The organism is Streptomyces sp. NPDC032721, from assembly GCF_055579625.1.
Genome location: NZ_JBVIMX010000015.1, coordinates 80,039 through 106,274, shown reverse-complemented (window position 1 = coordinate 106,274; position 26,236 = coordinate 80,039). Strand labels below are relative to the sequence as shown.

Genomic DNA, 26,236 nt, shown 5'->3' with positions numbered 1-26,236 from the left:
GGCGGATCAACCCGTGGGTGGAGTCGGAAGACCAACCCACGGGTTGATCCATTGACCGGCCCCCGACTGAGAGGCTGAAGCATGCGACTGACGATCCTGGGCGGCGGAGGATTCCGCGTCCCTCTGGTGTACGGAGCACTGCTGCGCGACCGTGCCGAGGGCCGCGTCACTCACGTCACCCTCCACGACCTCGACCCGGCCCGGCTGACCGCCATCGCCCGGGTCCTCTCCGACCAGGCCGCCAGAGCCCGCGCCGAGGGCGGCCCCGACCTGCCCCCGGCCCCCGAGGTCACGGTCACCACCGAGCTCGACGCGGCCCTGCGCGGTGCCGACTTCGTCTTCTCCGCGATCCGGGTCGGCGGGCTGGCGGGCCGGGCCGCCGACGAGCGGGTGGCCCTGGACGAGGGAGTGCTGGGCCAGGAGACCGTCGGCGCGGGCGGCATCGCGTACGGGCTGCGGACCGTGCCCGTGGCCGCGGACATCGCCCGGCGGGTGGCCCTGCTGGCGCCGGACGCCTGGGTCATCAACTTCACCAACCCCGCCGGTCTGGTCACCGAGGCCATGTCCCACCACCTCGGCGACCGGGTCATCGGCATCTGTGACTCCCCGGTGGGCCTGGCCCGCAGAGTGGCCCGGACGCTGGGCGTGCGCGACCCCGCGTCCACCCACGGCGACTCGGTGGCCATCGACTACGTCGGGCTGAACCACCTCGGCTGGCTGCGCGGGCTGTACGTCGACGACAAGGACGTCCTCCCGGAGCTGTTCGCCGACGAGGGCCGGCTGACCTCCTTCGAGGAGGGCAAGCTCTTCGGCGCCGACTGGCTGCGCTCGCTCGGCTCCGTACCCAACGAGTATCTGCACTACTACTACTTCAACCGCGAGGCGGTGCAGGGCTACCGGCAGGCCGAGCTCACCCGGGGCGCCTTCCTCCAAGGCCAACAGTCACGCTTCTACGACGAGTTGGCGGCCTACGGGACCGCAGGGCGCGCCGAGGCCGGTCCTGGCGCCGCCTGGGACGCCTGGGACCGTACGAGGGCCGAGCGCGAGGCCACGTACATGGCGGAGAACCGGGAGGCGGCCGGTGCGGGCGAGCGCGCGGCCGACGACCTGGAGTCCGGCGGGTACGAGGACGTGGCGCTTGCCCTGATGCGGGCCATCGCCCGCGACGAGCCCGCGAGGCTGATCCTGAACGTCCGCAACCGGCGCAGGGGCAGCTCTCCCGGCGAGAGCGGTGGCCGGGTGATCGGCATCCTGAACGAGGCAGCCGTCATCGAGGTTCCGTGCCTGGTCGACGCGACCGGTGCCCGCCCCCTCGCGGTGTCGCAGCTGGGCGGCCACGAGGCGGGCCTGGTGGCCGCCGTGAAGGCCGTGGAGCGCTGCGTACTGGCCGCGGGGGAGAGCGGGTCGAAGCGGCAGGCGGTGAAGGCGTTCGCGCTGCATCCGCTCGTCGACTCGGTCCAGGTGGCGCACAGGCTGCTGGAGGGCTACCGGCACGTGCACCCGGGACTCGAATACCTCAGGAGGGAGTGAGCCTCAAGAGGGAGTGATCCTCAGGTCCGCTGATGCCTCAGCCGCGCGGACATCCAGCGGGCGCGGCGCCGGAGGATGCGCGGGATACCCATCGCCTGACCGGGGTGTTCATGACCCTCATCGTGCGGGCGTCCCCTCTCGGAGATGATCGGCGCGGTGGCCGAGTGGCGGTTGCGTGCTGAGTCACCGTAGTCGTGCGTCCAGCCCATACCCCGACGTGTGCCCGGGGCCCATGGTCGGTAACCGCCTGACGGGCCGCCAATTGGCGTATGCGGGAGGCATTTGGCTGTTCGTCGCACAAGTGTTCAGCGTGGAGCCGTGGTCCGGGTCTACCGGTCCGGCTCCGGGTCCTGCAGCCAGTTCACCAGTTCCGTGGAGAAGGCCTCCGGGTCCTCCTCGTGGGGGAAGTGCCCGAGGCCGTCGAACAGCCGCCAGCGGTAGGGCGCTTCGACGTACTCGCCGGAGCCCGCCGCGCTGCGGGTGCGCATCACCGGGTCCAGCGAGCCGTGCAGATGCAGCGTCGGCACCCGCACCGGCGTCTTCATCCGGCGGTTGAACTGGAGGCCGTCGGGCCGGGCCATCGACCGGACCATCCACCGGTACGGCTCGATCGAGCAGTGTGCAGTGGAGGGGATCGTCATCGCGCGCCGATAGGTGTCGACGGCCTTGTCGTCGGGCTGTCGCGGGCCCGACCACTCCCTGATGAGCCGCCCCGTCAGCGCCGCGTCGTCCGCGACCAGCTGGCGTTCGGGCACCCACGGCCGCTGGAAGCCCCAGACGTACGAGCCGGACCGCGACTGGGCGAAGTCCGAGAGCATCGCGGAACGCCAGCGTCTGGGGTGCGGCATCGACGAGACGACCAGTCGGCGCACCAGCTTGGGCCGCATCGCCGCCGCCGTCCACGCCAGGTACCCGCCCAGGTCGTGCCCGACGAGCGCGGCGTCCGGCTCGCCCAGGGACCGTACGACGCCCGTGATGTCGAGCGCCAGGTTCGCCGGGTCGTAGCCGCGCGGCGTGCGGTCGCTGCCGCCCACCCCGCGCAGGTCCATCGCCACGGCCCGGTACCCGGCGTCCGCGAGCGCGGTCAGCTGGTGCCGCCACGTCCACCAGAACTGCGGGAACCCGTGCAGCAGCAGGACCAGCGGCCCCTCCCCGAGCTCCGCGATGTGGAAGCGCGCACCGTTGGCGGCCACGTCCCGGTGCGTCCAGGGACCGTCGAGCCGTACGACGGAAGCGGCCGAGGCCCCCGAGGCCGGGGTCGCGGCGGACGAGGTGGGAGTACCGGAGCCGTCGGTATCAAGGGCGGTCATACGGATGAGCGTGCCACAACAGCCGTGTCCTCCTGGCGGGGGTGCGGCCTCGCGTTTCCGAGCACGGCCGCCGTCTCCTTGGCGGACGCCGCGACCTTCTGCGGGCCCTTCCCCTTCTTGGCCTTCTTGGCGAAGACCACGCCGATGAGGCCGATCAGGGCTGCCACCACGACGTTCACGGCGAAGGAGAGCAGGAAGCACCAGGCGAGGTTCCAGCCCGTCCAGGCCTCGAACCCGTACGCCAGGGCGAAGCTGAGCATCGGCAGCGAGAAGACCAGCACCATGCCGGCCGCGCCGAACGCCCCGCCGCTGACCGCCCCCCGCTTCACGTCCTGCCGCAGCTGTGTCTTCGCCAGTGCGATCTCGTCGTGCACCAGCGCGGACATCTCGGTCGTCGCCGTGGCGACCAACTGGCCGAGGCTGCGGTCGGCGCTCTCGACGCCGTGGACGCGCTGCGCGTCGGAGGCGTTGCGGGCGGGGTCGCTCATCGCTCTCTCCCTCTTCTGTTTCATCGTCAAGCCTGTTCGGGGCAGCCGCGCCCCCGCCGGGCCCTGGGGCCCACCGGAGCCGTCACCGACCCGATGTCAGATCATGCCGGACAGCCGCCGCCGTCGCGCGCCGCCCCCGGCACTTAGCCGCGCGTTCCGCTACCGGCGTCGCTGTCGGGTTCCCCGCAGAGCGACGCCAAACGCCGGTGTTCCGCCGCCTTCGCGTCGTGGATCGCGGCCATCCGCAGGTGGTAGTCCGGCTTCCCGACCTCGTAGATGTCGGGGATGCCGTCCATGTCCTCGTCGCGCTCCTCCTCCTCGTAGAGCGCACGGTACTTGCGGACCCGCAGCTTCAGCAGCACCGCGGACAGCACGGCGGCGATCAGCGACCCGATCAGGACGGCCGCCTTGACCTCGTCGGCCAGCTTCAGGTCGTCGGTGAAGGCCAGTTCGCCGATCAGCAGCGACACGGTGAAGCCGATTCCGGCCAGCGTGGCGACCGCGAAGACGTCCGGCCAGACCAGGTCCTCGTTCAGCTCGGCCTTGGTGAACCGGGCCGCCAGCCACGTACCGCCGAAGATGCCCACTGCCTTGCCGACCACCAGACCGAGCACCACACCCAGCGTCTCCGGCTTGGTGAAGACATCCGCGAGCGCACCGCCCGACACCGAGACACCGGCGGAGAACAGGGCGAACAGCGGCACCGCCAGCCCCGCAGACAACGGCCGCACCAGGTGCTCGATGTGCTCGCCCGGCGAGTGCTCCTCGCCCTCGCGCCGGGTGCAGCGCAGCATCAGGCCCATGGCGACACCGGCGATCGTGGCGTGCACGCCGCTGTTGTACATCAGGCCCCAGATGGCCAGGGCCAGCGGTACGTAGACGTACCAGCCGCGTACGTTCGCCCGCAGCAGCAGCCAGAAGACGGCCAGGCCGACGGCCGCGCCGGCGAGCGCCACGAAGTTGATGTCACTGGTGAAGAAGATGGCGATGATCAGGATCGCGAAGAGGTCGTCGACGACGGCCAGGGTAAGCAGGAACGCCCGCAGCGCGGACGGCAGCGAGGTGCCGATCACCGCGAGGACGGCCAGCGCGAAGGCGATGTCGGTCGCGGTCGGCACGGCCCAGCCGTCGGTGCTCCCGTTGCCGAGCACATTGACCAGTACGTAGACGAGGGCCGGCACCGCCATGCCGCAGAGGGCGGCGATCACGGGCAGCGCCGCGGCCTTCGGGTCGCGCAGCTCGCCCGCGACCAGTTCGCGCTTGAGCTCGATGCCCGCGACGAAGAAGAAGACGGCCAGCAGACCGTCGGCGGCCCAGTGCTGGACGGACAGGTCGAGGCCGAGGAAGCCGGGCCCGAAGTGCAGCCCGCGGAACGCCTCGTAACTCGAACCGAAGGTGTTCGCCCAGATCAGCGCGGCGATCGCGGCGACCAGGAGGAGGACGCCGCCGACCGTCTCGGTGCGGAGCGCGTCGGCGACGTACTTCCGCTCGGGGAGCGGGAGCCGGCCGAGTACCTTGCGGCTGACCGGCACCGGGCTGCCGGGCTCGTGCTTGCCGGGCGGGGGCGTCGGTGCGGACGGGGGAGTGGGCGCAGCCACGGGAAAGACCTCCGGTCGGGTGGGCAGCATGAAGCACATTGCCGACCAGACTTCCCGGCGCACCTGTTGAGTTTTGACGCGTTCCTGACGCGCGGACAACTCTACCGGTGGTGCGCAAGGGCGTATCCGGCGATCTTCACTTTAAGAGCAAAAAGGGCACCCGGCGCGGCAGAGCCGCCCGGATGCCCTCCTTGAGAACTCGGGGAAGAACCCAGAGGAAGAACCCAGAGGAAGAACCCAGAGGAAGAACCCAGAGGAAGAACCCAGAGGTGGATCAGTCCTCGCTGCCCGCCGAGCTCGGCAGCTTGGCCTGGATGAGCCCCATCACCGAAGCGTCCGTCAGCGTCGAGACGTCGCCCAGCTCGCGGTCCTCGGCGATGTCGCGCAGCAGCCGCCGCATGATCTTGCCGGACCGGGTCTTCGGCAGCTCGGCCACCGGCATGATCCGCTTCGGCTTGGCGATCGGGCCGAGCGTGGCGCCGACGTGGTTGCGCAGGTCGGCGACGAGCGAGTCGGTCTCGGACGCCGTACCGCGCAGGATCACGAAGGCCACGATGGCCTGACCGGTGGTCTCGTCCGCGGCACCGACCACGGCCGCCTCGGCGACCGACGGGTGCGAGACGAGAGCGGACTCGACCTCGGTGGTGGAGATGTTGTGGCCGGACACCAGCATCACGTCGTCGACCCGGCCGAGCAGCCAGATGTCGCCGTCCTCGTCCTTCTTCGCGCCGTCACCGGCGAAGTACTTGCCCTCGAAGCGCGACCAGTAGGTGTCGATGAAGCGCTGGTCGTCGCCCCAGATCGTACGGAGCATGGAGGGCCACGGCTCCGTCAGCACCAGGTAGCCGCCGCCCCCGTCCGGCACCTCGCGGGCCTCGTCGTCGACGACGGTGGCGGAGATTCCGGGCAGCGCGCGCTGTGCCGACCCGGGCTTCGTCTCGGTCACGCCGGGCAGCGGCGAGATCATCATCGCGCCGGTCTCGGTCTGCCACCAGGTGTCCACGATCGGGCACTTGTCGCCGCCGATGTGCTTGCGGTACCAGACCCAGGCCTCGGGGTTGATCGGCTCGCCGACCGACCCGAGGACGCGCAGCGACGACAGGTCGAACTTCGCGGGGATGTCGTCGCCCCACTTCATGAACGTGCGGATCGCGGTCGGCGCGGTGTAGAGGATGCTCACGCCGTACTTCTGCACGATCTCCCAGAAACGGCCCTGGTGCGGGCTGTCGGGGGTGCCCTCGTACATGACCTGCGTCGCGCCGTTGGCCAGCGGGCCGTAGACGATGTACGAGTGCCCGGTGACCCAGCCGATGTCGGCGGTGCACCAGTAGACGTCGGTCTCGGGCTTGAGGTCGAAGACCGCGTGGTGGGTGTACGCCGCCTGGGTGAGGTAGCCGCCGGAGGTGTGCAGGATGCCCTTGGGCTTACCCGTCGTACCTGACGTGTAGAGGATGAAGAGCGGGTGCTCGGCCTCGAACGCCTCGGGGGTGTGCTCGGCGGACTGACGGCCGACGATGTCGTGCCACCAGACGTCGGTGCGCTCGTTCCACGCGGTGTCCTGGCCGGTGCGGCGTACCACCAGCACGTGCTCCACCTGCGGGCACTTGGCCACGGCCTCGTCGATCGCGGGCTTCAGCGCGGACGGCTTGCCGCGCCGGTAGCCGCCGTCGGAGGTGATGACGAGCTTGGCGTCGGCGTCCTGGATGCGGGAGGCGACGGCGTCGGCGGAGAAACCGCCGAAGACCACCGAGTGCGCGGCACCGACGCGGGCGCAGGCCAGCATCGCGACCGCGGCCTCGGGGATCATCGGGAGGTAGACGGCGACGCGGTCGCCCTTGCGTACGCCCAGCTCGGTCAGGGCGTTCGCGGCACGCGACACCTCGTCCTTGAGCTCCGCATACGTAATGGCGCGGCTGTCGCCCGGCTCGCCCTCGAAGTGGATGGCGACGCGGTCGCCGTTGCCCGCCTCGACGTGGCGGTCCACGCAGTTGTACGCGACGTTGAGTTCGCCGTCCGCGAACCACTTCGCGAAGGGCGGGTTCGACCAGTCGAGCGTCTCGGTGGGCTCGGTGGCCCAGGTGAGCCGGCGTGCCTGCTCGGCCCAGAAGCCGAGACGATCGGCCTTGGCCTGCTCGTACGCCTCCGCAGTGACGTTGGCGTTCGCGGCCAGCTCTGCGGGAGGAGCGAATCGGCGCTCTTCCTTCAACAGATTGGCCAGGCTTTCGTTGCTCACGACATCTCCCATTCCCAGGGCGTCCGATGTGTCCCGTCGCCTAGCTCATCAGTCGAAAGGCCGGGTGACAAGAGCCATCCGGAAATTGGTTTAGACCTATGAGCTGGTGCGACGTCCGTACCGGTGCGCGCCGACGGCCGACGGCATTCGAACGGCCCCCTTCGCGGGATTCCCGCGAGGGGGGCCATCAGGTCTCACGGATGCCGCCCGGGAAGGGTTCAGGCGGTGCGCAGGGCGCTGGCAGGGCGCTGCTCAGGCGCCGCTCAGGCGGTGCTCATGCGGTGAGCCCTTCCAACTCCGTGTGCGACGAGGGCGCCACCCGGTCGAAAACCTCCATGGTCTCCCCGACGCGTGCCCCGTCGACCAGCAGATATGCCTGTGCCTCGGCCACGTGGAAGTACATCCCGTGCAGCTTCAGCTTCCCTTCGGCGAGCTTGCGCTTCACCGCCTCGTGCCGCCGCAGGTGCTCCAGTTGCTGCACCACATTGGTGAGGCAGAGCTGCTCCACCGCGTCGGTGGGCAGCCGCCCGGAGATCCGCGCCCATGCGTGGTGACGGCTCTTCATCCGCTTGAGGCTGGGCAGTCCGTGCCGCAGCCAGCGCCGCAGCGGGGTCGCTTCGGCCCCTGCCGCGGGCCCGTTGAGCAGCGCCTGCATGGCGCCGCAGCCGGAGTGCCCGCAGATCGTGATGGACTCCACCTCCAGCACGTCCACCGCGTACTCGATGGCGGCGGCGACCGAATCGTCCGTGCTCTCCGCACCCGGCGGCGGAACCAGGTTTCCCACGTTCCGTACGGTGAAGAGGTCGCCCGGGCCACTCGACGTGATCATGCTGGTGACCAGCCGTGAGTCCGCGCAGGTGAGGAAGAGCTGGGTCGGCTTCTGTCCTTCGCGCGCCAGCCGGGCCAGTTCGTCGCGCACCAGGGGCGCGGTGTTGCGCTGGAACGCGCTGAGTCCGCTGGCCAGATGGCGCGTCCCGGCCGGGCCCGCGGCCGGCTCGGCGGCGGGGGGAGCGTGCTCGTCGCAGTGGTGGTTGCGCCAGGGGGTCCAGGGGCGGCAGCAGGTGTGCGCGACCGCCGAGGCCGGACCGGAGACCCGGATTCCGGACCTGCCGGTGACCTCGACCTTTCCGCCCTGGGCGACATGGCAGTCCTGCCAGCCCTGGAGGGCTTCGTACGCCGCGTGGTCCATGAACGAGCCGTCCAGCTCCACGACGGTGTGTGCGCCCTGGGGCACCTGGGCCAGCGTGCGGGTCAGCCGGGGCACCGCGAGGAAGGTCAACTGGCCGCGTGCCCTGACGTGATGGACGCCGTCGGCGGTGGTCTCGGTGACGATACGGGTCCTGGCCAGGCGGTGCATCGCGACCGCGACCGCCACCGCGATCCCCAGCGCCACACCCTCCAGCACGCCGAACAGCACGACGCCGCCGACCGTGGTGACGTACACCAGGAACTCCCGGTGCCGGTGCACGTTGCGGATGTGCGCGAAGCTCACCATCTGGATGCCGACCATCATGACCAGGGCGGCCAGCGCCGCCAGCGGAATCCATTCCAGTACGCCGACCAGCAGTCCGGCGGCGAGCAGCACCCACACGCCGTGCAGCACGGTGGCGGCCCGAGTGGTCGCTCCCGTACGGACGTTGGCGGTCGAGCGGACGGCGCCGCCGGAGATCGGCAGCCCGCCGAGCAGCCCGGACACCATGTTGGAAGCACCCTGGCCACGCAGCTCGCGGTCCAGGTCGGAGCGCGGCACGGGCGCCGTCCCCGGCCGGTCGGCGGCGAGCTTGTCCACGGCGACCGCGGACAGCAGCGACTCCAGGCTCGCCACCAGTGTGACGGTCAGTACCGCCGCGACCAGCGCGAGCACCGGTCCCTGCGGCATCTCGGGCAGCGCGTGGCTGCGCCAGGACGGCAGGTCGACCCGGGTGATGTGGGGCGCGGCGACGGCGGCGACCGCGGTGGCGAGGGCCACGGAGGCGAGCGCGGCCGGGACCTTGCGGACGATTCTTCCCGTACGTCCGGGAAGGCGTGGCCACAGCACCAGGACCGCGATGGTGAGCGCACCGATCAGGGGGGCGGCCGGGCCGAGGTGAGCCAACTGCTCGGGCAGGGCGAGGGCGTTGGCGGTGGCGGAGCTCTGCGGTGAGCCGCCGAGCACGATGTGCAGCTGGGCGAGCGCGATGGCGACGCCGATGCCGGCGAGGGTGCCGTGCACGATGGCGGGGCTGACGGCCAGCGCGTTGCGCGCGGCCTTGAGCGAGCCGAGGAGGATCTGCACCAGTCCGGCGCAGATCACGATCCCGCAGGTGGTGCGCCAGCCGTAGCGCTGGATCAACTCGGCCGTCACGACGGTCAGTCCGGCCGACGGGCCGCTGACCTGGAGAGGCGAGCCGCCGAGCAGTCCGCCGACGATCCCGCCGACGGCGGCGCCGATCAGGCCTGCCTGGAGGGGCGCGTCGATGGCGACGGCCAGTCCGAGGGACATGGGTACGGCGATCAGGAACACGGTGATCGACGCGGACAGATCACCGCCGCCGATTTTGAACCGGTGCCGACGGCCGTCGCCCTTCCGGCCGTTGTCCTCCTGCGGCGGGCTGTGCGGCCGCTGGAAGCGCGAGGCGCGGGTGGTGCGAGAGGTGTGGTCGGGACGAGTGGGTACGCAAGCGGACATCTGCTTGTCTCCTCCGGGGCAGCGCGGGTCGCGGACTTGAGTCACGGGACTGAGGGGTCGCGGCCGTGGGTCACGGCGTGCAGCGGGGGACCTAAAACTCTCGGTAAACGAATAGTAATTCAGAGTAAAGAATCGGCAGTGCCTATGGGTGCATGTGGGTCAAGTAATCACCCGAACAAGTGAATAAGCATTTCGGACGGCTTGTCGGATCTGGGGGCGTGTGGGTGCATGCGAGGTTTACCGCACGATTACGGCCGACCGGGCACCAAAAAAGAAAGAGGGTGGGCGCATGCTGGCCGCCAAGAAGAGAGTCACCTTCGGCGTCACCGCCGCCGCACTGTCCCTGGCGACCCTCGCCGGCTGTGGCGGCTCGGCGGACCCGGTCGAGAGCGGCCAGGGCGGTGCCCACGGCGCCAGGAAGAACCCGCCCGTCGCCGCTCCGGGGAGCCCGGCCCGCCTGATCGGCGACGGTTCGACCGCGTACACCGGCACGCAGCCGCTGCAGCCCGTACCGCGCAAGCTGAAGCCCGGTGAGAAGCCGCCGCAGTTCGTCGTCTTCTCCTGGGACGGAGCGGGCGAGGACAGCCAGCGGCTCTTCTCGCACTTCCGCAAGGTCGGCCAGCGGTACAACGCGTCGATGACGTACTTCCTGAGCGGGGTCTACCTCCTGCCCGAGGACAAGAAGAACCTCTACGACCCGCCCCGGCACTCCGCCGGACGCTCGGACATCGGCTTCAACGATGCCAAGGGAATCAGGGACACCGTGGAGCAGATCCGCGGCGCCTGGTTCGAGGGCAACGAGATCGGCACCCACTTCAACGGCCACTTCTGCGGCAAGGACGGCGGAGTGGGCACCTGGTCGAAGGAGGAGTGGAAGAGCGAGATCCGGCAGGCCAAGTCCTTCGTCAAGAACTGGAAGACCAACGCCGCCCTCAAGAACCTGAAGCCGCTGCCCTTCGACTACGAGAAGGAACTCGTCGGCGCCCGCACCCCCTGCCTGGAGGGGCGCAAGAACTTCATGCGCGCCGCCTCCGAGATGGGCTTCCGCTACGACACCAGCGGCGTCAACGACCAGATCTGGCCCGAGAAGGAGGGCAGGCTCTGGGACCTTTCGATGCAGCTGGTGCCCGTCCCCGGCCGCGCCTTCCAGACCCTGTCCATGGACTACAACTTCTACATGAACCAGTCGGGCGCGACGCGGGGCGACGAGAGCCGGCACCGGTACTGGGGCGACCAGATGCGCGACGGCCTGGTCCAGGCGTTCGGCCGCTCGTACAGGGGCAACCGCGCCCCGCTGATCATCGGCAACCACTTCGAGTCCTGGAACGGCGGCACGTACATGCGCGCCATCGAGGACACCATCAAGACCGTCTGCACCCAGCGCGAGGTCAGGTGCGTGTCGTTCCGTCAGCTCGCCGACTGGCTGGACGCGCAGGACCCGAAGGTGCTGGCCAAGCTCCGCACGCTGAAGGTCGGCCAGGCGCCGAAGACGGACTGGGCGACCTTCCTGAACCCGGCCGCCCAGCCCGCGCCTCACGCGCCCGCGGCCCACGCTCCCGCGGCGCCGGGGACTAAGCCGGCGCACTGACCGCCAGCTGCTCGTCCAGTACGAAGGCGGGGTCGACCTGGGCAGCCAGGTCGGCACCCGTCTTCGCGTTTCCCCAGCTCTCCGCGTTCTTCAGGTGGAAGTGCACCATCTGACGGGTGTAGCGCTCCCAGTCGCGGTGCGCGTAGCTGTCCTCGGCGGCGTCTTGCAAGGTCTGGAGGGCGAGGCGGTTGTCCGCCTCCAGGAGCTCGAAGCGGGCCGGCCGGCCCTTCTCCATGGCGCGCACCCAGTCCGAGTGGCCCATGGTGACCAGCAGGTCGTCGCCGACCTCCGCGCGCAGGAAGTCCAGGTCGTCCTGGCCCTGCACCTTGTTGCCGACGACCTTGAGCGCGATGCCGTAGTCCCGGGCGTACTCCTTGTACTGGCGGTAGACGGACACCCCCTTGCGGGTCGGCTCGGCCACCAGGAACGTCATGTCGAAGCGGGTGAACATGCCCGACGCGAAGGAGTCCGAGCCTGCCGTCATGTCGACCACGACGAACTCCTCCGGGCCGTCGACCAGGTGGTTCAGGCACATCTCGACCGCGCCGACCTTGGAGTGGTAGCAGGCCACCCCGAGGTCGGACTCGGTGAACGGGCCCGTCGCCATCAGCCTGACCTCGCCGTCGTCGAGCGCGACGGGGCGCGCGCAGGCGTCGTACACCGGGTTGTCCCCGCGGACCCGCAGCAGCCGGGAGCCCTCGCCGGGCGGGGTCGTCTTGATCATCGTCTCGGCGGAGGCGATGCGGGGGTTGGTGCCGCGGAGGTAGTCCTTGATGAGGGGGAGGTGCGCGCCCATCGCGGGCATCGCGGCCGACTCCTCGTCGCTGAGACCGAGGGCCGCGCCCAGGTGCTGGTTGATGTCGGCGTCGACGGCGACGACCGGGGCCTCGTTGGCGGTGAGGTGGCGGATGAACAGCGAGGACAGCGTGGTCTTGCCACTGCCGCCCTTCCCGACGAAAGCGATCTTCATGTTCACCAAGGGTAATCGCATGAATGCATTGGGTGTGCACGATGAGTGAAGAAGACCACTCCAAGGAGGGGAAGGGAGGGGTGTGAGGGATCGGTGCGTACGCTCCTTACTTATGAGTACGAACGCTGATCCGCTCGCGGCGCTGGGTGCGCTGACCGGCGTGCCCGAGGCCGTGGATTCCGTGCGCAAGGCCGTGGACAGGGTCTACGGGCACCGCGTCATGCGGCGCCGCAGCAACGAGATCACCGCGGAGGCCGCACTGCGCGGAGCGCGCGGTTCGGCGGCGCTCTCGGGCGCGGACTGGGCACTGGAGGAGGTGCGGCGGCGTACCGACTTCAGCGTGGACGACGAATCGCGGGTGGTCGGCGGGGCGCTGCGGTTGACGGCCGAGGCCGGTCAGCTCCTGTCCATCTGGCGGCAGTCACCGCTGCGGGTGCTGGCGCGGCTGCACCTGGTCGCGGCCGGCGGTGCGGGGATCGCCGACGAACTGGTGGGCCGGCCGAGGCTGGTGGGCGAGCCGGTGGACGAGCCGCTGATCGAGCTGCCGCTGCCCGGTGCGGACGAGGTGGCGGCACGCCTGGAAGGGCTGTCCCAGCTGATCATCGCGGGTGGTGCGGCTGCTCCCGCGCTGGTCATGGGGGCGGTGGTGCACGGTGAGCTGATGGCGCTGCGCCCCTTCGGCTCGCACAACGGCCTCGTCGCGCGCACCGCCGAGCGCATCGTGCTGATCAACAGCGGCCTCGACCCGAAGTCGGTCTGCCCGCCCGAGGTGGGCCACGCGGAACTGGGGCGGGCGGCCTACGCCGGAGCCCTGGAGGGATACGTGTCCGGTACGCCGGAAGGCGTCGCGCGCTGGATCGCGCACTGCGGGCGTGCGGCCGAGCTGGGGGCGCGGGAGTCGACCGCGGTCTGCGAAGCGCTCCAGCGCGGCGCGGCCTGAGGGTCGTACGGGGCCTCAACCGGCCCTGAAACGCCGGGAATCGCGGCGGAGGCGTGGCGGAAAAGAAGATGCGGCGGTACCGGAATCGGTACCGCCGCTGGCATGTCCGCCGGGTTACCAAGCGTCCTCGAAAGTTTGCCCATCAGGTCGGGATCTTCGCCCGTGGCCTGGTGCGGCTGGCCCGTAATCGACGGGTCGACGTCGCGTGGGTGCTCGGCTTTCATGCGCGGTCCGTGGGGCCGTACTGCGTAGAAGGTGATCCTCTCGGATGTCCCTGGTCTCGCGGGCCGTTGAATCCTTTGTACTCCCCTTGCCGGGGAAGCGGAACCCCTGGCAGCACTTCTTTACTTTTACTCTCAAATACGGGCAAACCGTCCGGCTGTGGTGTCCCTGGTGAGTGCGCTGCGCCGACGGCTGGCGTACCAGACGAGACCAGCGGTCGCCGCGGCCGCACCGACCGCCGCTGCCGCCATCAGTGCGGGGCGGGGCGGCATGGACAGGGAGGGCAGCCGCTGCTTGAGCCGGACGGGGCGGCTGAAGACGAGAACCGGCCACTCCCTGGCGGTCGCCTCGCGGCGCAGCGCACGGTCCGGGTTGACCGCGTAGGGGTGCCCGACCGACTCCAGCATCGGTACGTCGGTGGCCGAATCGCTGTACGCGAAGCAGCGCGCCAGGTCGTACCCCTCCGAGGCGGCGAGCTCCTTGACGGCCTCGGCCTTGGTCGGGCCGTAGGCGTAGTACTCCACCTCGCCGGTGAAGCAGCCGTCGTCGCCGACCACCATCCGGGTCGCCACCACCCGGTCCGCACCGAGCAGCTCACCGATCGGCTCGACCACCTCGGCACCGGACGTCGAGACGATCACCACGTCCCGGCCGGCCGCGTGGTGCTCCTCGATGAGGGAGGCGGCCTCGTCGTAGATGATCGGGTCGATCAGGTCGTGCAGGGTCTCGGCGACGATCTCCCGCACCTGCTGGACGTTCCATCCCTTGCAGAGCGCGGAGAGGTATTCGCGCATGCCCTCCATCTGATCGTGGTCCGCGCCGCCCGCCAGGAAGACGAACTGTGCGTAGGCCGTTCGAAGAACGGCCCGGCGGTTGATCAGCCCGCCTTGGTAGAAGGACTTGCTGAAGGTCAGCGTGCTCGACTTCGCAATGACGGTCTTGTCCAGATCGAAGAAGGCAGCGGTGCGGGGCAGCGAGTGGTTTTCCACGAGGCGAGCATAGGCGCCCACCATTCGGCGTACGCTGGGGCGCGTGGGTTTGCCTGAGAAGGCTCTCGGGTACACCATGGAAGTCACGGATCGTTCGCGACCGTGCTACCCCGGTTCGGCTCCTCCCCCCCCGAGTCGAACCGTGGCAGACGACCCCCGCTCTCCCCCCCGGCGGGGGTCGTCGCATGTCCGGATGCTTTTTCGGGCTCCGGGCCGACCCCTCGAACGCGCTCATCGCATGACCCTCCCGCTGTCGTCCGGCTTCCGGCGATGCCTTCATGACTTCCGAACTCGTCACGCTCCGTAGTCGTTCCGTTTCCCTTGGAAGTCACTGGTAAGGGTGAGCGGAATATGCACAAGCGCGGAGTTGTCCACAGTTCTTGAGCAAGATCCACATGATTTTCCTGATCGCTGCACGGTGATTCCAGTCCGCGAACTCAGCGGATGTCCAAATCGCTTGAGATCGCAGTGAGAGGGGGCGGGGATCGTGAGTGGATCGATGACACCCGACCGGTTGTCGGCCGCCGAAGGGCGGCGGGGCGGACCGCTGATCGTCACCGAGGACGTGGAACTGCTCGACGATCTGCTGCGGCTGTGCGCCGCGGCGGGGGTGGAGCCGGAAGTCCACCACGGGGTGCCGGAGCGGCGCGGCAGCTGGGAATCGGCGCCGCTGGTGCTCGTCGGGGACGACGCGGCGGTCCGGGTGCGGGGGGCCGTGCGCAGACGTGGCGTCCTGCTCGTCGGGCACGACCAGGACGACCCGACGGTCTGGCAGCGGGCCGTCGAGATCGGCGCGGATCACGTACTGCGGCTGCCGGACGCCGAGAACTGGCTGGTGAACCAGATCGCCGACGCGACGGAGGGCGTCGGCCGTCAGGCACTCACCGTCGGCGTGATGGGCGGACGTGGCGGGGCGGGGGCCTCCACCCTGGCCTGCGCGCTGGCCGTGACCGCGGCCCGGGCGGGCCGGCGGACGATGCTCGTCGACGGTGATCCGCTCGGCGGCGGGCTCGACGTCCTGCTCGGCGGGGAGAACGCGGAAGGCATGCGGTGGCCGGAATTCGCCGCTTCGCGCGGCCGGGTGGCCAGTGCCGCGCTGGAGGAGTCACTGCCCCGGCTGCACGACCTGAGGGTGCTGAGCTGGGACCGCAGTGACGCGGTGGTGATCCCGCCGGAATCGATGCGTGCCGTGCTGGCGGCGGCCCGGCGGGCGGGCGGAGTGGTCGTCGTGGACCTGCCGCGCCGGGTCGACGAGAGCGTGGCGGAGGCCCTCGCGCAGCTCGACGTGGGGCTCCTGGTGGTGCCCGGGGAGCTGCGGGCGGTGGCCGCCGCGCAGCGGGTCGCCGCTGCGGCGGGCATGGTCCTGGCGGACCTGCGGACCGTCGTACGGGGGCCGTACTCGGCAGGGCTGGACGAGGAATGGGTGGCCAGGACCCTGAATCTGCCGCTGGTGGGCGAACTGCCGTCCGATCCGGGGCTGTTGGCGGCCCTCGCGGACGGGGAACCGCCGGGGGGCAGTGCGCGCGGGCCGCTGGCCCGGTTCTGCACGGCCTTCTGGGAGCGGGCACTGGTCGGGGGTGCGGCCCGATGAGCGCGACCGTACTCCTCAATGCCGTACGGCAGCGGCTCGCGGAGAGCGGGGCCGAGCCGACCCCGGCAAGGGTCGCCGCGGCGCTGCGCGCCCAGGGGCGGCTGCTCGGGGACGCGGAAGTGCTGGGTGCCGCGGCTGAGTTGAGGTCCGAGCTGGTGGGCACCGGGCCGCTGGAGCCGCTGCTCGCCGATCCGTCGGTGAGCGATGTGCTGGTGTCGGCGCCGGACCGGGTGTGGGTGGACCGGGGTGCGGGACTGGAGCTCGCCGGGGTGTCCTTCCCGGACGCGGCGGCGGTACGCAGGCTGGCACAGCGGCTCGCGGCGGTCGCCGGACGGCGGCTGGACGACGCCCGGCCGTGGGTGGACGCACGGCTGCCGGACGGGACGCGGATGCATGCAGTGCTGCCGCCGGTGGCCGTCGGGTCGACGTGCCTGTCGCTGCGGGTGGTGCGGCCGAAGGCCTTTGGGCCGGAGGAGCTGGTGGCGGCGGGGACGGTGCCGCCGGGCGGTGACGTACTGCTGCGGGCACTGGTCGAGGCCCGGCTGTCGTTCCTGATCAGCGGCGGTACGGGGGCGGGCAAGACCACGCTGCTCTCGGCGCTGCTCGGGCTGGTCGGGGAGCGCGAACGGATCGTGCTGGCCGAGGACTCGGCCGAATTGCGGCCCGACCATCCGCATGTGGTGCGGCTGGAGTCGAGGCCGCCCAACCAGGAGGGTGCGGGGCGGGTCACCCTGCGGGACCTGGTCCGCCAGGCGCTGCGGATGCGGCCGGACCGGCTGGTGGTCGGTGAGGTGCGCGGGGCGGAGGTGACCGAGCTGCTGGCGGCTCTCAACACGGGCCACGAGGGCGGCTGCGGCACGCTGCACGCCAATGCGGCGGCGCATGTTCCGGCCCGGCTGGAGGCGTTGGGGACGGCTGCGGGGCTCGACCGGGCGGCGCTGCACAGCCAGTTGGGGGCCGCGCTGTCGGTCGTGCTGCATCTCGTACGGGACCGGGACGGGCGGCGTCGGCTCGCCGAGATGCACGTGCTGGAGCGGGACGCGGCCGGGCTCGTGGTGACGGTGCCCGCGTTGCGGTGGGGCGCCGAGGGATTCGTGCGGGAGCGGGGCTGGCCGAAGCTGCGTGAGCTGATCGGGGGTGCGTGGTGAGGGAGTTGGGCGCCGCCGGGTACGCGGCGATGCTGTGCGCGGGGCTGGCGGCCTGGCTGCTGGTCGGCTGGGAGCACGAGGTGCGGCGGGCCCGGCTGGTGCTGGCCGGGGGCGTGGCGCAAGGGCGTGGGGCGCCCGCGTGGGAGGCGTGGTGGCGGATCGCGCGGGAGCGGGTGCGGCCGCAGTGGCTGTGTCTGCCGGTGGCGGGTGTGGTCGCCGTACTGGGGGAGTCGGTGATTCCGCTGGTGCTGGGGGCGGTGGCGGTGCCGGTGGTGGGACGGCGGTTGCGGGCACGGGAGTTGGCGAGGGCGCGAGGGCGGCGGAGCGATCAGGTGATCGCCCTGTGCGGGGCGGTGAGCGGAGAACTGAGGGCCGGGAGCCAGCCGGGGCAGGCGCTGTACGCGGCGGCCGTGGATACCGGAGGGCTGGGGGACGCGGAGGCGGAGGCCTTGGCAGCCGCCCGGTTCGGGGGCGATGTGCCGGTGGCGCTGCACCGGGCGGCGGAGGAGCCCGGGGCCCGGGGGCTGGTCGGTCTCGCGGTCTGCTGGCAGGTGTCGGTGGGCAGCGGGGCGGGGCTGGCGGCGGGGCTCGACCGGCTGGAGGCGGCGCTGCGGGACGAGCGGGACCGCCGTGAGCAGTTGCGGGCCCGGCTGTCCGGGGCCTGGTCGACGGTGGGGCTGCTCGCGCTGCTGCCCGTGGTCGGGCTGGCGATCGGCAGTGCGATGGGCGCGGACCCGCTCGGGGTGCTGCTGCACACACCGCTGGGGCTCGGCTGCCTGGCGGTGGGCGGACTGCTGGAGGCCGGGGGACTGGTGTGGGCCCGGCGGATCGTACGGAGCGGAGAGGGGGAGGGCGCGTGAACGGGGAAGTTGTCCACAGGCTGGGGGTAGTGGTGTCGGCCACCGCCGCGGTGGGATGTCTGGCCTTCGCGGTGGCCGGCCGTCGGCGGGAGCGGGAGGCAAAACGGCGGCTCGCCACACTGCTGGCGGTCGAGGCGGCGGTGTACGCGGAGCGGCGGCGCAGAGGGCTCGGCGGCGGGACCGCCTGGGCTCGGGACTGGGGCGGGGCGGCGGGAGCGGTGGTCGCCGGGTACGTGCTGGTGGGCGGGGTGTGGGGGTGCCTGCTCGGGGCGGTGGCGGCGATCGGCGTACGGCGGTGGCAGCGAGGGCGGCAGCCCAGGAGCCGGGCGGCGGCCGAGGAGGCTGCGGCGGGGCGGCAACTCCCTCTGGCAGCCGACCTGCTGGCGGCCTGTGTGGCGGCGGGGGCGGGGCCTAGAGAGGCGGCCGAGGCGGTGGGGGCTTCGCTCGGCGGGCCGGTCGGGGAGCGGCTGTCACGGGTGGCGGCCGAGTTGCGGCTCGGGGGCGAACCGGGCGAGGCGTGGGGGCGGTTGGGGGCGATACCCGGCGCGGAAGGGCTGGCCAGGTGCCTGGAGCGGGCCGGGTCCAGTGGGGCGCCGGCGGCGGGGCCGGTGGCGCGGGTGGCGGACCGGCTCAGGGCGGAGCGCGCGCGCAGGGCCGAGGCCGGGGCGAACAGGGCCGCCGTGCTGATCGTCGTACCGCTGACGCTGTGCTTTCTGCCGGCGTTCCTGGTGATGGGTGTCGCGCCGGTGGTGATCGGGCTGGGGGAGGAGCTTTTGGGGGCCGGGTGAGGTGGGGCCGGGCGAGACGGGACCGGCGAGATGAGGACGGCGAACTGTGCGGGACATCAGGGAGGTTGAGATGTGGAAGTGGATGCGGGGACAGGTGGTGCGGGGCGGGAACCGGTGGTGGGCGCTGGTACGGGCGCGGGCGGGCGCCGATCTGGGGATGACCACGTCCGAGTACGCGGTGGGAACGATCGCGGCGTGTGCCTTCGCGGCGGTGCTCTACAAGGTCGTCAACAGTGACGCGGTGTCGGCGGCGTTGCAGGCGGCGGTGGGGAGGGCGCTCGATGTGCAGTTCTGAGCGGCCGGGGCCGGTCGTTCCGGGCGGGTCGGTTGTGCCGGACGTGCCGGACGTGCCGGACGTGAGGTTCGCCTGGGGGAGGGACCGGGGGTTTGTGACCGCGGAGGCGGCGTTGGTGCTGCCGGTGCTGGTGGTGTTCGGGATGGCGCTGGTGTGGGCGCTGATGGCCGCTGCCGCACAGATCCAGTGTGTGGACGCGGCACGGGCCGGGGCGCGGGCAGCGGCCCGGCAGGAGCCACCGGCGGCGACCGAGGCGGCGGTGCGGCAGGCCGCGCCGGACGGAGCGGGTGTCGGGATCCGGCGGGAGGGCGACCTGGTGCGGGTGCTGGTGACGGCTCCCGCGCCGGGGCCCGGCGGGCTTGGGCTGACGTTGCGGGCGGAAGCGGTGGCGTTGGCGGAGGAGACGGTGGGGGTGGGGGCTTGAGGCGGGTGGGGAGGGGCACCGACCGGGGGTCGGCGACGGTGCGGGCGCTCGGGGTGATCGCGGTGCTGGGGGTGGTGTTCGCGGGCGTGCTGGCGATGGGACAGGCGGTGGTGGCCCGGCACCGGGCGGGCGGCGGCGCGGACCTGGCGGCGCTGGCGGCGGCCGGGGAGTGGATGCGGGGAGAGGGGGCGGCCTGCGGGAGGGCCTCGGAGGTGGCCCGGGCGCAGGGGGTGCGGGTGGTGGGGTGCGCGGTACGGGGGGAGGTGGCGGACGTGTCGGTGAAGGCGGGGGTCGGGCCGTACGAGGTGGTGGTGCGGGCTCGGGCGGGGCCGGGAGCGGGGTGACCCCCGCCTTCACCGTGGCGGCGGGGCCGGTCCCGGGGGGATCAGGCATCGGGTGTCGGGGCGGCGTTCAGGAGGGTGGTGAGGAGGCGGAGGGCGCCTCGTTTGTGGAGGGGGTCGTTGCCGCTGCCGCACTTGGGGGACTGGATGCAGGACGGGCAGCCGGCGTCGCACTCGCAGGAGGCGATGGCCTCGCGGGTGGCGGTGAGCCAGGCGTGGGCGGTGTGGAAGCCGCGTTCGGCGAAGCCCGCGCCGCCCGGGTGGCCGTCGTAGACGAAGACCGTGGGCAGGAGCGTGTCGGGGTGGAGGGGGATGGCGACGCCGCCGATGTCCCAGCGGTCGCAGGTGGCGAAGAGGGGGAGCAGGCCGATGGCGGCGTGTTCGGCGGCGTGCAGGGCGCCGGGGAGGACCTCCGGGTTCAGGCGGGCCGTGTCGAGGTCGTCCTCGCTGAGGGTCCACCAGACGGCGCGGGTGCGCAGGGTGCGGGGCGGCAGGTCGAGTTTCGTCTCGCCGAGCACTTCGCCGGTGATGAGTTGGCGGCGGAGGAAGGAGACCACCTGGTGGGTGACCTCGACCGAGCCGTAGTGGAGCCGGGCCGTTCCCCAGGGGACGGACTCGTCGGTGCTGAGGATGGAGATGGCGGTGGTGTCGCGGGCGGTGGTGGAGTACGGCGGGTCGGCCTCCTCGACCAGGGCGGCGGAGTCGTCCAGGTCGAGGCGGCGGACCAGATAGGTGCGGCCCTGGTGGAGGTGGACGGCGCCCTCGTGGACGGAGGTGTGCGCGGCGGAGGCGTCGACCGTGCCCAGCAGGCGGCCGGTGGACTCCTCGACGATCTGGATCGGGGTGCCGCCCTCGCCCCGGATGTCAGCCAGGTCGGCGGCCCGTTCGCGGCGGGTCCAGTACCAGGACCGTGAGCGGCGGCGGAGCAGGTTCGCCGCTTCGAGGGAGGGCAGGAGGGGGGCGGAGGCCGGGCCGAAGAGGGTGAAGTCGGGTTCGGTGAGGGGGAGCTCGGCGGCGGCGGCGCACAGGTGGGGGGCCAGGACGTAGGGGTTGTCGGGGTCGAGGACGGTGGACTCGACGGGCTGGGCGAACAGGGCCTCGGGGTGGTGGGCCAGGTAGGTGTCCAGCGGGTCGTCGCGGGCGATCAGGATGGCGAGGGCGCCCTCGCCGGAGCGGCCCGCGCGGCCGGCCTGCTGCCAGAGGGAGGCCCGGGTGCCGGGGTAGCCCGCGATGAGGACGGCGTCCAGGCCCGAGACGTCGATGCCGAGTTCGAGGGCGGTGGTGGCGGCCAGTCCGAGGAGTTCGCCGGAGTGCAGGGAGGCCTCCAGGGCGCGGCGTTCCTCCGGGAGGTAGCCGCCCCGGTAGGCGGCGACCCGGGCCGGGAGGGCCCGGTCGATCCCGGCGAGACGTTCCTTGGTGATCAGGGAGATCAGCTCGGCGCCCCGGCGGGAGCGGACGAAGGCGACTGTGCGGGTCTTGTGCAGGATCAGGTCGGTGAGGAGGTCCGCGGTCTCGGCGGTGGCGGTGCGGCGGACCGGGGCGTTGTTCTCGCCGTGGAGCTCGGTGAGCGGGGGTTCCCAGAGGGCGAAGACGAGTTCGCCGCGCGGGGAGGCGTCGTCGGCCACCTCCTGCACCGGCAGGCCCGTCAGACGGCTCGCTGCGACCGCCGGATCGGCCGAGGTGGCCGATGCCAGCAGGAAGACGGGTTCGGCGCCGTAGCGGGCGCACAGGCGGCGCAGCCGGCGGATCACCTGGGCGACGTGCGAGCCGAAGACGCCCCGGTAGGTGTGGCACTCGTCGATGACGACGTACCGCAGGGCCTTCAGGAAGGAGGACCAGCGGGGGTGGGAGGGCAGTATGCCGCGGTGCAGCATGTCGGGGTTGGTCAGGACGAGGTTGGCGTACTGGCGGACCCACTCCCGCTCCTCGACCGGGGTGTCACCGTCGTAGACCGCAGGCCGGACCGCGTTGCCGAGCGGGGCCGCGAGGGATTTGACCGCGCGGCGCTGGTCGGCGGCCAGTGCCTTCGTCGGGGCCAGGTAGAGGGCGGTCGCGCCCCGGCCGTTGGGTGCCTCGGAGCCGTCCAGCAGGGCCGTGAGAACCGGGGCCAGGTACGCGAGCGACTTGCCCGAGGCGGTTCCTGTGGCGATCACCACTGAATCGCCGTCGAGGGCGTGCTCCGCGGCCCGTGCCTGGTGGGTCCAGGGGTGGTCGATCCCGGATTTCTGGATCGCCGCGATCACTTCGCTGCGGATGCGGTCGGGCCAGACTGCATGGCTGCCCTCTCGCGGGGGCAAGTGCTCCGTATGAGTGATGCGAGCGGCCCGGCTCTCCCCTGCGGTGAGACGGGCGAGGACCTCGCCTGGAGACGGGGCTTCGGCCCTGCTCTGGGGAGGTCGTCCGGGACGGGGATTCTTGGCCACAACCGCCGAGTCTGTCACTGGCGTGACGGACAATGACCCCAAGGCGTCGTGCTCGCCTGCTGGTAAGTGATTGAATGCGTTTCGCGGCTGGCGTTCCGTCCTCTGGCTCCGCCGGGGAGACATCAGGGGGACGGCCGCTCGATAGCAAGGTGCTGGAGGATCCGTGGACCTGTCCCTGTCGACTCGCAATGTGTCCGGACCTGGTGGCGACCGTACGGTCGTCGAGGTCGGTGGCGAGATTGATGTGTATACCGCGCCCAAGCTGCGCGAGCAGTTGGTCGAGTTGGTGAACGACGGCAGCTATCACCTGGTTGTCGACATGGAGGGCGTGGACTTCCTCGACTCCACCGGCCTCGGCGTGCTCGTGGGCGGACTGAAGCGTGTGCGTGCCCATGAGGGCTCGCTGCGCCTGGTCTGCAACCAGGAGCGCATTCTCAAGATCTTCCGGATCACCGGTCTGACCAAGGTGTTCCCGATTCACACCACGGTCGACGAGGCCGTCGCCGCCACAGACTGACGGCCGACGGCTTCCGGTGCTCCGGAAGCAAGCAGGATCAAGAGCAGAACAAGCAGTACGACGTGGGGTGCCGGGCTTTGCCGCCCGGCCCCTGCGAACGCACGCCCGTACGTCCGAGGGGGAGCGCAATGGCCACCGTGGAACTCCGTTTCAGCGCCCAGCCCGAGCACGTCAGGACGGCCCGCCTCGTGGCGGCCGCCGTGGCGCGCCGGGCCGGGGTCGACGAGGCGGTGCTGGACGAGGTCCGGCTCGCGGTGGGCGAGGCGTGCTCCCGGGCCGTCGGCCTGCATCGTACGAACAACAGCCCGAATCCGGTCCGGGTCGCGCTGACCGAGGAGGAGAAGACCTTCTCCATCGAGGTCGGCGACGAGCTTCCCGGTCCTGCCGGGGCGGTCCCCGGGGCGCGAGTGGCGTCCGGGGCGGCACCGGGGTCGGTGGATCTCGACTCCGACGGCGAGGACGACATGGGCCTCGCCGTGATCAGTGGACTCGTCGACGACCTTCAGGTCATCGACGGGGAAAACGGCGGAGTCATCCGGATGAGCTGGCCCACCGCTTCCGCGGTGGTAATGCCCTGAAGGTATTTCCGGGAATGATTTTCGAAAGGCCCTGCTGAGCAGGGCCTTTCGTTATTTCTCGATCATTTCCGCCGGTGTTTCGTGTGATCCAGTAAACGGCACTCTGTTGAGATCAGCTTCCGCTACCTACAATCCGTCCACATCTTGAGCTCTGCATCAAGGAGGACGAATGGCGGGACTTCTCAACTCCCCACAGTCCGAACACTTCTCGAATCTCGCGGTCTCACTCACCGACAACAACCGGCTCATCGTGATCGTCATCGCGGCCGTCGCGGTCGCCGCACTGATCGTCGCCCAGCTGCTGGTACGTCAGGTGCTGGCGGCCGACGAGGGCACCGACTCCATGAAGGAGATCGCCGCCGCCGTGCAGGAGGGCGCGAATGCGTATCTCATGCGGCAGTTGCGCACTCTCGGGATCTTCGCGGTGGTCGTGGTCTTTCTGCTCCTGCTGCTTCCGGCGGACAACGCCTCGCAGCGGATAGGCCGTTCACTGTTCTTCCTCGTCGGCGCGCTGTTCTCGGCGGCGACCGGGTACATCGGTATGCGGCTCGCCGTACGAAGCAATGTGCGTGTTGCGGCGGCTGCGCGGGAAGCGACCCCTGTGGAGGGGGAGACGGAAAAGGGTCTGGCGGTAAAGGATCTGACGACCGTTTCGCACAAAGCAATGAAGATCGCATTTCGCACGGGCGGCGTCGTCGGCATGATCACGGTGGGCCTCGGCCTGCTGGGTGCGGCCGTCGTCGTCCTCGTGTACGCCGAAAACGCGCCGAAGGTCCTGGAGGGCTTCGGTCTCGGCGCTGCCCTCATCGCGATGTTCATGAGGGTCGGCGGCGGCATCTTCACCAAGGCCGCCGACGTCGGCGCCGACCTGGTCGGCAAGGTGGAGCAGGGCATTCCGGAGGACGATCCGCGCAATGCCGCGACCATCGCCGACAACGTGGGCGACAACGTCGGCGACTGCGCGGGCATGGCGGCCGACCTCTTCGAGTCGTACGCCGTGACCCTGGTCGCCGCACTGATCCTCGGCATGGCGGCCTTCGGCGACGCCGGACTCGCGTTCCCGCTGATCGTGCCCGCGATCGGTGTGATCACCGCCATGATCGGGATCTTCGCCGTCGCACCGCGGCGCAGCGACCGCAGTGGCATGTCCGCGATCAACCGGGGGTTCTTCATCTCCGCGGTGATCTCGCTGGTGCTGGTGGCCGTGGCCGTCTTCACGCACCTGCCCTCGTCGTACGCCGAACTGGAGGGCGTCGCGGACAAGGAGATCCTCGGGCACGGCGGTGACCCGCGCATGCTGGCGCTGGTCGCGGTCGCCATCGGGATCGCGCTGGCCGCCCTCATCCAGCAGCTGACCGGGTACTTCACCGAGACCACCCGGCGGCCGGTCCGCGACATCGGCAAGTCGTCGCTGACCGGGCCCGCGACGGTGGTGCTGGCCGGCATCTCCATCGGGCTCGAATCCGCCGTCTACACCGCGCTGCTCATCGGGCTCGGCGTGTACGGGGCCTTCCTGCTCGGCGGTACGTCGATCATGCTCGCCCTCTTCGCGGTCGCGCTGGCCGGGACCGGGCTGCTCACCACCGTCGGGGTCATCGTCGCCATGGACACCTTCGGCCCGGTATCCGACAACGCGCAGGGCATCGCCGAGATGTCCGGCGACGTGACCGGAGCCGGCGCCCAGGTCCTGACCGACCTGGACGCGGTGGGCAACACGACGAAGGCCATCACCAAGGGCATCGCGATCGCCACCGCCGTACTCGCGGCGGCCGCGCTCTTCGGCTCGTACCGGGACGCGATCCTCCGGGCGGCGAAGGAGGCGGGAATCGTGAGGACCAGCGGCGAGGGAGCGCCGGTCAACCTCGTCATGGACATCTCGCAGCCCAACAACCTCGTCGGGCTGATGCTCGGCGCCGCAGTCGTCTTCCTCTTCTCCGGGCTGGCGATCAACGCGGTGTCGCGGTCGGCGGGGGCCGTGGTCCACGAGGTGCGGCGGCAGTTCCGCGAGCACCCCGGGATCATGGACTACACCGAGAAACCGGAGTACGGGCGGGTCGTCGACATCTGTACGAAGGACGCGCTGCGGGAGCTCGCGACGCCCGGACTGCTGGCCGTCATGGCGCCGATCGCGGTCGGCTTCACCTTCGGGGTCGGCGCGCTCGGCTCGTACCTCGCGGGCGCGATCGGGGCGGGGACGCTGATGGCCGTCTTCCTCGCGAACTCGGGCGGCGCCTGGGACAACGCCAAGAAGCTCGTCGAGGACGGGCACCACGGCGGCAAGGGCAGCGAGGCGCACGCGGCGACCGTGATCGGGGACACCGTCGGTGACCCGTTCAAGGACACCGCGGGCCCCGCGATCAACCCGCTGCTGAAGGTGATGAACCTGGTGGCACTGCTGATCGCACCCGCCGTGGTGCAGTTCAGCTTCGGCGTCGACGCGAACCCGTGGGTGCGCGCCGTGATCGCCGTGATCGCCTTCGGGGTCATCGTCGGCGCGGTGTACGTGTCCAAACGGCGCGGCATCGTGATGGGTGACGAAGGCAACTCGACAGGTGTGCCCGAGCAGTCGAAGCCGCCCGTGCCGACGAAGGCGGTGTCGTAGGGCAGGACCCCCGGGGACGGGTACGAAGCAGGTCAAACGGTGGGCGGTCGGCGCGGGTTGAGGCGCCGGCCGCCTGCTGTGCGCCGGGGTGTGAAAGGGGTGCGACGGGGGCACGGGAGGGTTCCGTGAGCTG

General features: G+C 71.1%; 22 protein-coding genes. 13 read left to right on the top strand and 9 right to left on the bottom strand.

Annotated features, from left to right (window positions below):
- Positions 1-81: 81 nt before the first annotated feature.
- Positions 82-1,530, top strand: coding sequence for a 6-phospho-beta-glucosidase (locus tag ACZ5PB_RS28960; protein WP_468695067.1), 1,449 nt, complete (start codon positions 82-84; stop codon positions 1,528-1,530).
- A 20-nt stretch (positions 1,531-1,550) separates the two neighbouring features.
- On the opposite strand, the gene ACZ5PB_RS28955 is transcribed toward ACZ5PB_RS28960, so the two are convergent.
- From ACZ5PB_RS28955 to ACZ5PB_RS28930, 6 genes are all read right to left on the bottom strand, one after another.
- A complete protein-coding gene (locus ACZ5PB_RS28955) occupies positions 1,551-1,739 on the bottom strand; it encodes a hypothetical protein (RefSeq protein ID WP_468695066.1) in 189 nt (62 codons plus the stop codon).
- A gap of 120 nt (positions 1,740-1,859) precedes the next feature.
- Positions 1,860-2,840, bottom strand: coding sequence for an alpha/beta fold hydrolase (locus tag ACZ5PB_RS28950; protein ID WP_468695064.1), 981 nt, complete (start codon positions 2,838-2,840; stop codon positions 1,860-1,862).
- On the bottom strand, positions 2,837-3,328 hold the full coding sequence (locus tag ACZ5PB_RS28945; RefSeq protein ID WP_468695062.1) for a phage holin family protein: 492 nt from the start codon (positions 3,326-3,328) through the stop codon (positions 2,837-2,839). The genes ACZ5PB_RS28950 and ACZ5PB_RS28945 overlap by 4 nt, the downstream gene beginning before the upstream one ends.
- Before the next feature lie 143 nt (positions 3,329-3,471).
- Positions 3,472-4,965, bottom strand: a complete 1,494-nt coding sequence (nhaA, locus tag ACZ5PB_RS28940) for a Na+/H+ antiporter NhaA (protein ID WP_468695310.1) — start codon at positions 4,963-4,965, stop codon at positions 3,472-3,474.
- A gap of 235 nt (positions 4,966-5,200) precedes the next feature.
- The gene (gene acs / locus ACZ5PB_RS28935; RefSeq protein ID WP_468695060.1) at positions 5,201-7,171 is read right to left on the bottom strand and encodes an acetate--CoA ligase; all 1,971 of its coding nucleotides are present in this window, start codon (positions 7,169-7,171) and stop codon (positions 5,201-5,203) included.
- Between the two features lie 262 nt (positions 7,172-7,433).
- On the bottom strand, positions 7,434-9,827 hold the full coding sequence (locus ACZ5PB_RS28930; protein ID WP_468695058.1) for a bifunctional SulP family inorganic anion transporter/carbonic anhydrase: 2,394 nt from the start codon (positions 9,825-9,827) through the stop codon (positions 7,434-7,436).
- 289 nt (positions 9,828-10,116) lie between these two features.
- On the opposite strand from ACZ5PB_RS28930, the gene ACZ5PB_RS28925 reads away from it, so the two are divergent.
- The gene (locus tag ACZ5PB_RS28925) at positions 10,117-11,415 is read left to right on the top strand and encodes a polysaccharide deacetylase family protein (RefSeq protein ID WP_468695056.1); all 1,299 of its coding nucleotides are present in this window, start codon (positions 10,117-10,119) and stop codon (positions 11,413-11,415) included.
- Here the strand turns inward: ACZ5PB_RS28925 and ACZ5PB_RS28920 are convergent.
- Positions 11,399-12,385 carry an ATP-binding protein gene (locus tag ACZ5PB_RS28920; RefSeq protein WP_468695054.1) on the bottom strand — a complete coding sequence of 329 codons (987 nt, stop codon included), beginning with the start codon at positions 12,383-12,385 and terminating at the stop codon, positions 11,399-11,401. The genes ACZ5PB_RS28925 and ACZ5PB_RS28920 overlap by 17 nt on opposite strands.
- Before the next feature lie 112 nt (positions 12,386-12,497).
- Between ACZ5PB_RS28920 and ACZ5PB_RS28915 the strand changes: the two genes are divergently transcribed.
- Positions 12,498-13,325, top strand: a complete 828-nt coding sequence (locus ACZ5PB_RS28915) for a Fic family protein (RefSeq protein WP_468695052.1) — start codon at positions 12,498-12,500, stop codon at positions 13,323-13,325.
- 356 nt (positions 13,326-13,681) lie between these two features.
- Here ACZ5PB_RS28915 and ACZ5PB_RS28910 read toward each other — a convergent pair whose 3' ends face one another.
- Positions 13,682-14,560 carry an HAD family hydrolase gene (locus ACZ5PB_RS28910; protein WP_468695050.1) on the bottom strand — a complete coding sequence of 293 codons (879 nt, stop codon included), beginning with the start codon at positions 14,558-14,560 and terminating at the stop codon, positions 13,682-13,684.
- Between the two features lie 475 nt (positions 14,561-15,035).
- Between ACZ5PB_RS28910 and ssd the strand changes: the two genes are divergently transcribed.
- The 7 genes from ssd to ACZ5PB_RS28875 all read left to right on the top strand — a co-directional run bounded on the left by ssd (position 15,036) and on the right by ACZ5PB_RS28875 (position 19,986).
- Positions 15,036-16,127: a septum site-determining protein Ssd gene (gene ssd, locus ACZ5PB_RS28905; RefSeq protein ID WP_468695308.1), complete on the top strand. Its 1,092-nt coding sequence runs from the start codon at positions 15,036-15,038 to the stop codon at positions 16,125-16,127.
- Positions 16,124-17,275, top strand: coding sequence for a TadA family conjugal transfer-associated ATPase (locus ACZ5PB_RS28900; RefSeq protein ID WP_468695049.1), 1,152 nt, complete (start codon positions 16,124-16,126; stop codon positions 17,273-17,275). Before ssd ends, ACZ5PB_RS28900 begins: the two co-directional genes overlap by 4 nt.
- 29 nt (positions 17,276-17,304) lie before the next feature.
- Positions 17,305-18,135 (top strand): type II secretion system F family protein, encoded by an 831-nt coding sequence (locus ACZ5PB_RS28895; RefSeq protein WP_468695307.1) that lies wholly within the window; start codon positions 17,305-17,307, stop codon positions 18,133-18,135.
- Positions 18,132-18,923: a type II secretion system F family protein gene (locus ACZ5PB_RS28890; RefSeq protein WP_468695048.1), complete on the top strand. Its 792-nt coding sequence runs from the start codon at positions 18,132-18,134 to the stop codon at positions 18,921-18,923. Before ACZ5PB_RS28895 ends, ACZ5PB_RS28890 begins: the two co-directional genes overlap by 4 nt.
- Before the next feature lie 70 nt (positions 18,924-18,993).
- Entirely contained in the window at positions 18,994-19,218 is a 225-nt protein-coding gene (locus ACZ5PB_RS28885; protein WP_468695047.1) for a DUF4244 domain-containing protein, read from the top strand.
- Between the two features lie 34 nt (positions 19,219-19,252).
- Positions 19,253-19,642, top strand: coding sequence for a TadE family type IV pilus minor pilin (locus tag ACZ5PB_RS28880; RefSeq protein WP_468695306.1), 390 nt, complete (start codon positions 19,253-19,255; stop codon positions 19,640-19,642).
- A gap of 5 nt (positions 19,643-19,647) precedes the next feature.
- Positions 19,648-19,986, top strand: coding sequence for an Rv3654c family TadE-like protein (locus ACZ5PB_RS28875; RefSeq protein WP_468695304.1), 339 nt, complete (start codon positions 19,648-19,650; stop codon positions 19,984-19,986).
- 41 nt (positions 19,987-20,027) lie between these two features.
- On the opposite strand, the gene ACZ5PB_RS28870 is transcribed toward ACZ5PB_RS28875, so the two are convergent.
- Positions 20,028-22,529 carry a DEAD/DEAH box helicase gene (locus tag ACZ5PB_RS28870; protein ID WP_468695046.1) on the bottom strand — a complete coding sequence of 834 codons (2,502 nt, stop codon included), beginning with the start codon at positions 22,527-22,529 and terminating at the stop codon, positions 20,028-20,030.
- A 40-nt stretch (positions 22,530-22,569) separates the two neighbouring features.
- Here ACZ5PB_RS28870 and ACZ5PB_RS28865 point away from each other — a divergent pair, with 40 nt between their 5' ends.
- From ACZ5PB_RS28865 to ACZ5PB_RS28855, 3 genes are all read left to right on the top strand, one after another.
- Positions 22,570-22,923 carry an STAS domain-containing protein gene (locus tag ACZ5PB_RS28865; protein ID WP_003967428.1) on the top strand — a complete coding sequence of 118 codons (354 nt, stop codon included), beginning with the start codon at positions 22,570-22,572 and terminating at the stop codon, positions 22,921-22,923.
- A gap of 128 nt (positions 22,924-23,051) precedes the next feature.
- Entirely contained in the window at positions 23,052-23,501 is a 450-nt protein-coding gene (locus ACZ5PB_RS28860) for an ATP-binding protein (protein ID WP_468695044.1), read from the top strand.
- A 169-nt stretch (positions 23,502-23,670) separates the two neighbouring features.
- Entirely contained in the window at positions 23,671-26,103 is a 2,433-nt protein-coding gene (locus ACZ5PB_RS28855; RefSeq protein ID WP_468695043.1) for a sodium-translocating pyrophosphatase, read from the top strand.
- The last annotated feature ends 133 nt before the right edge of the window (positions 26,104-26,236 follow it).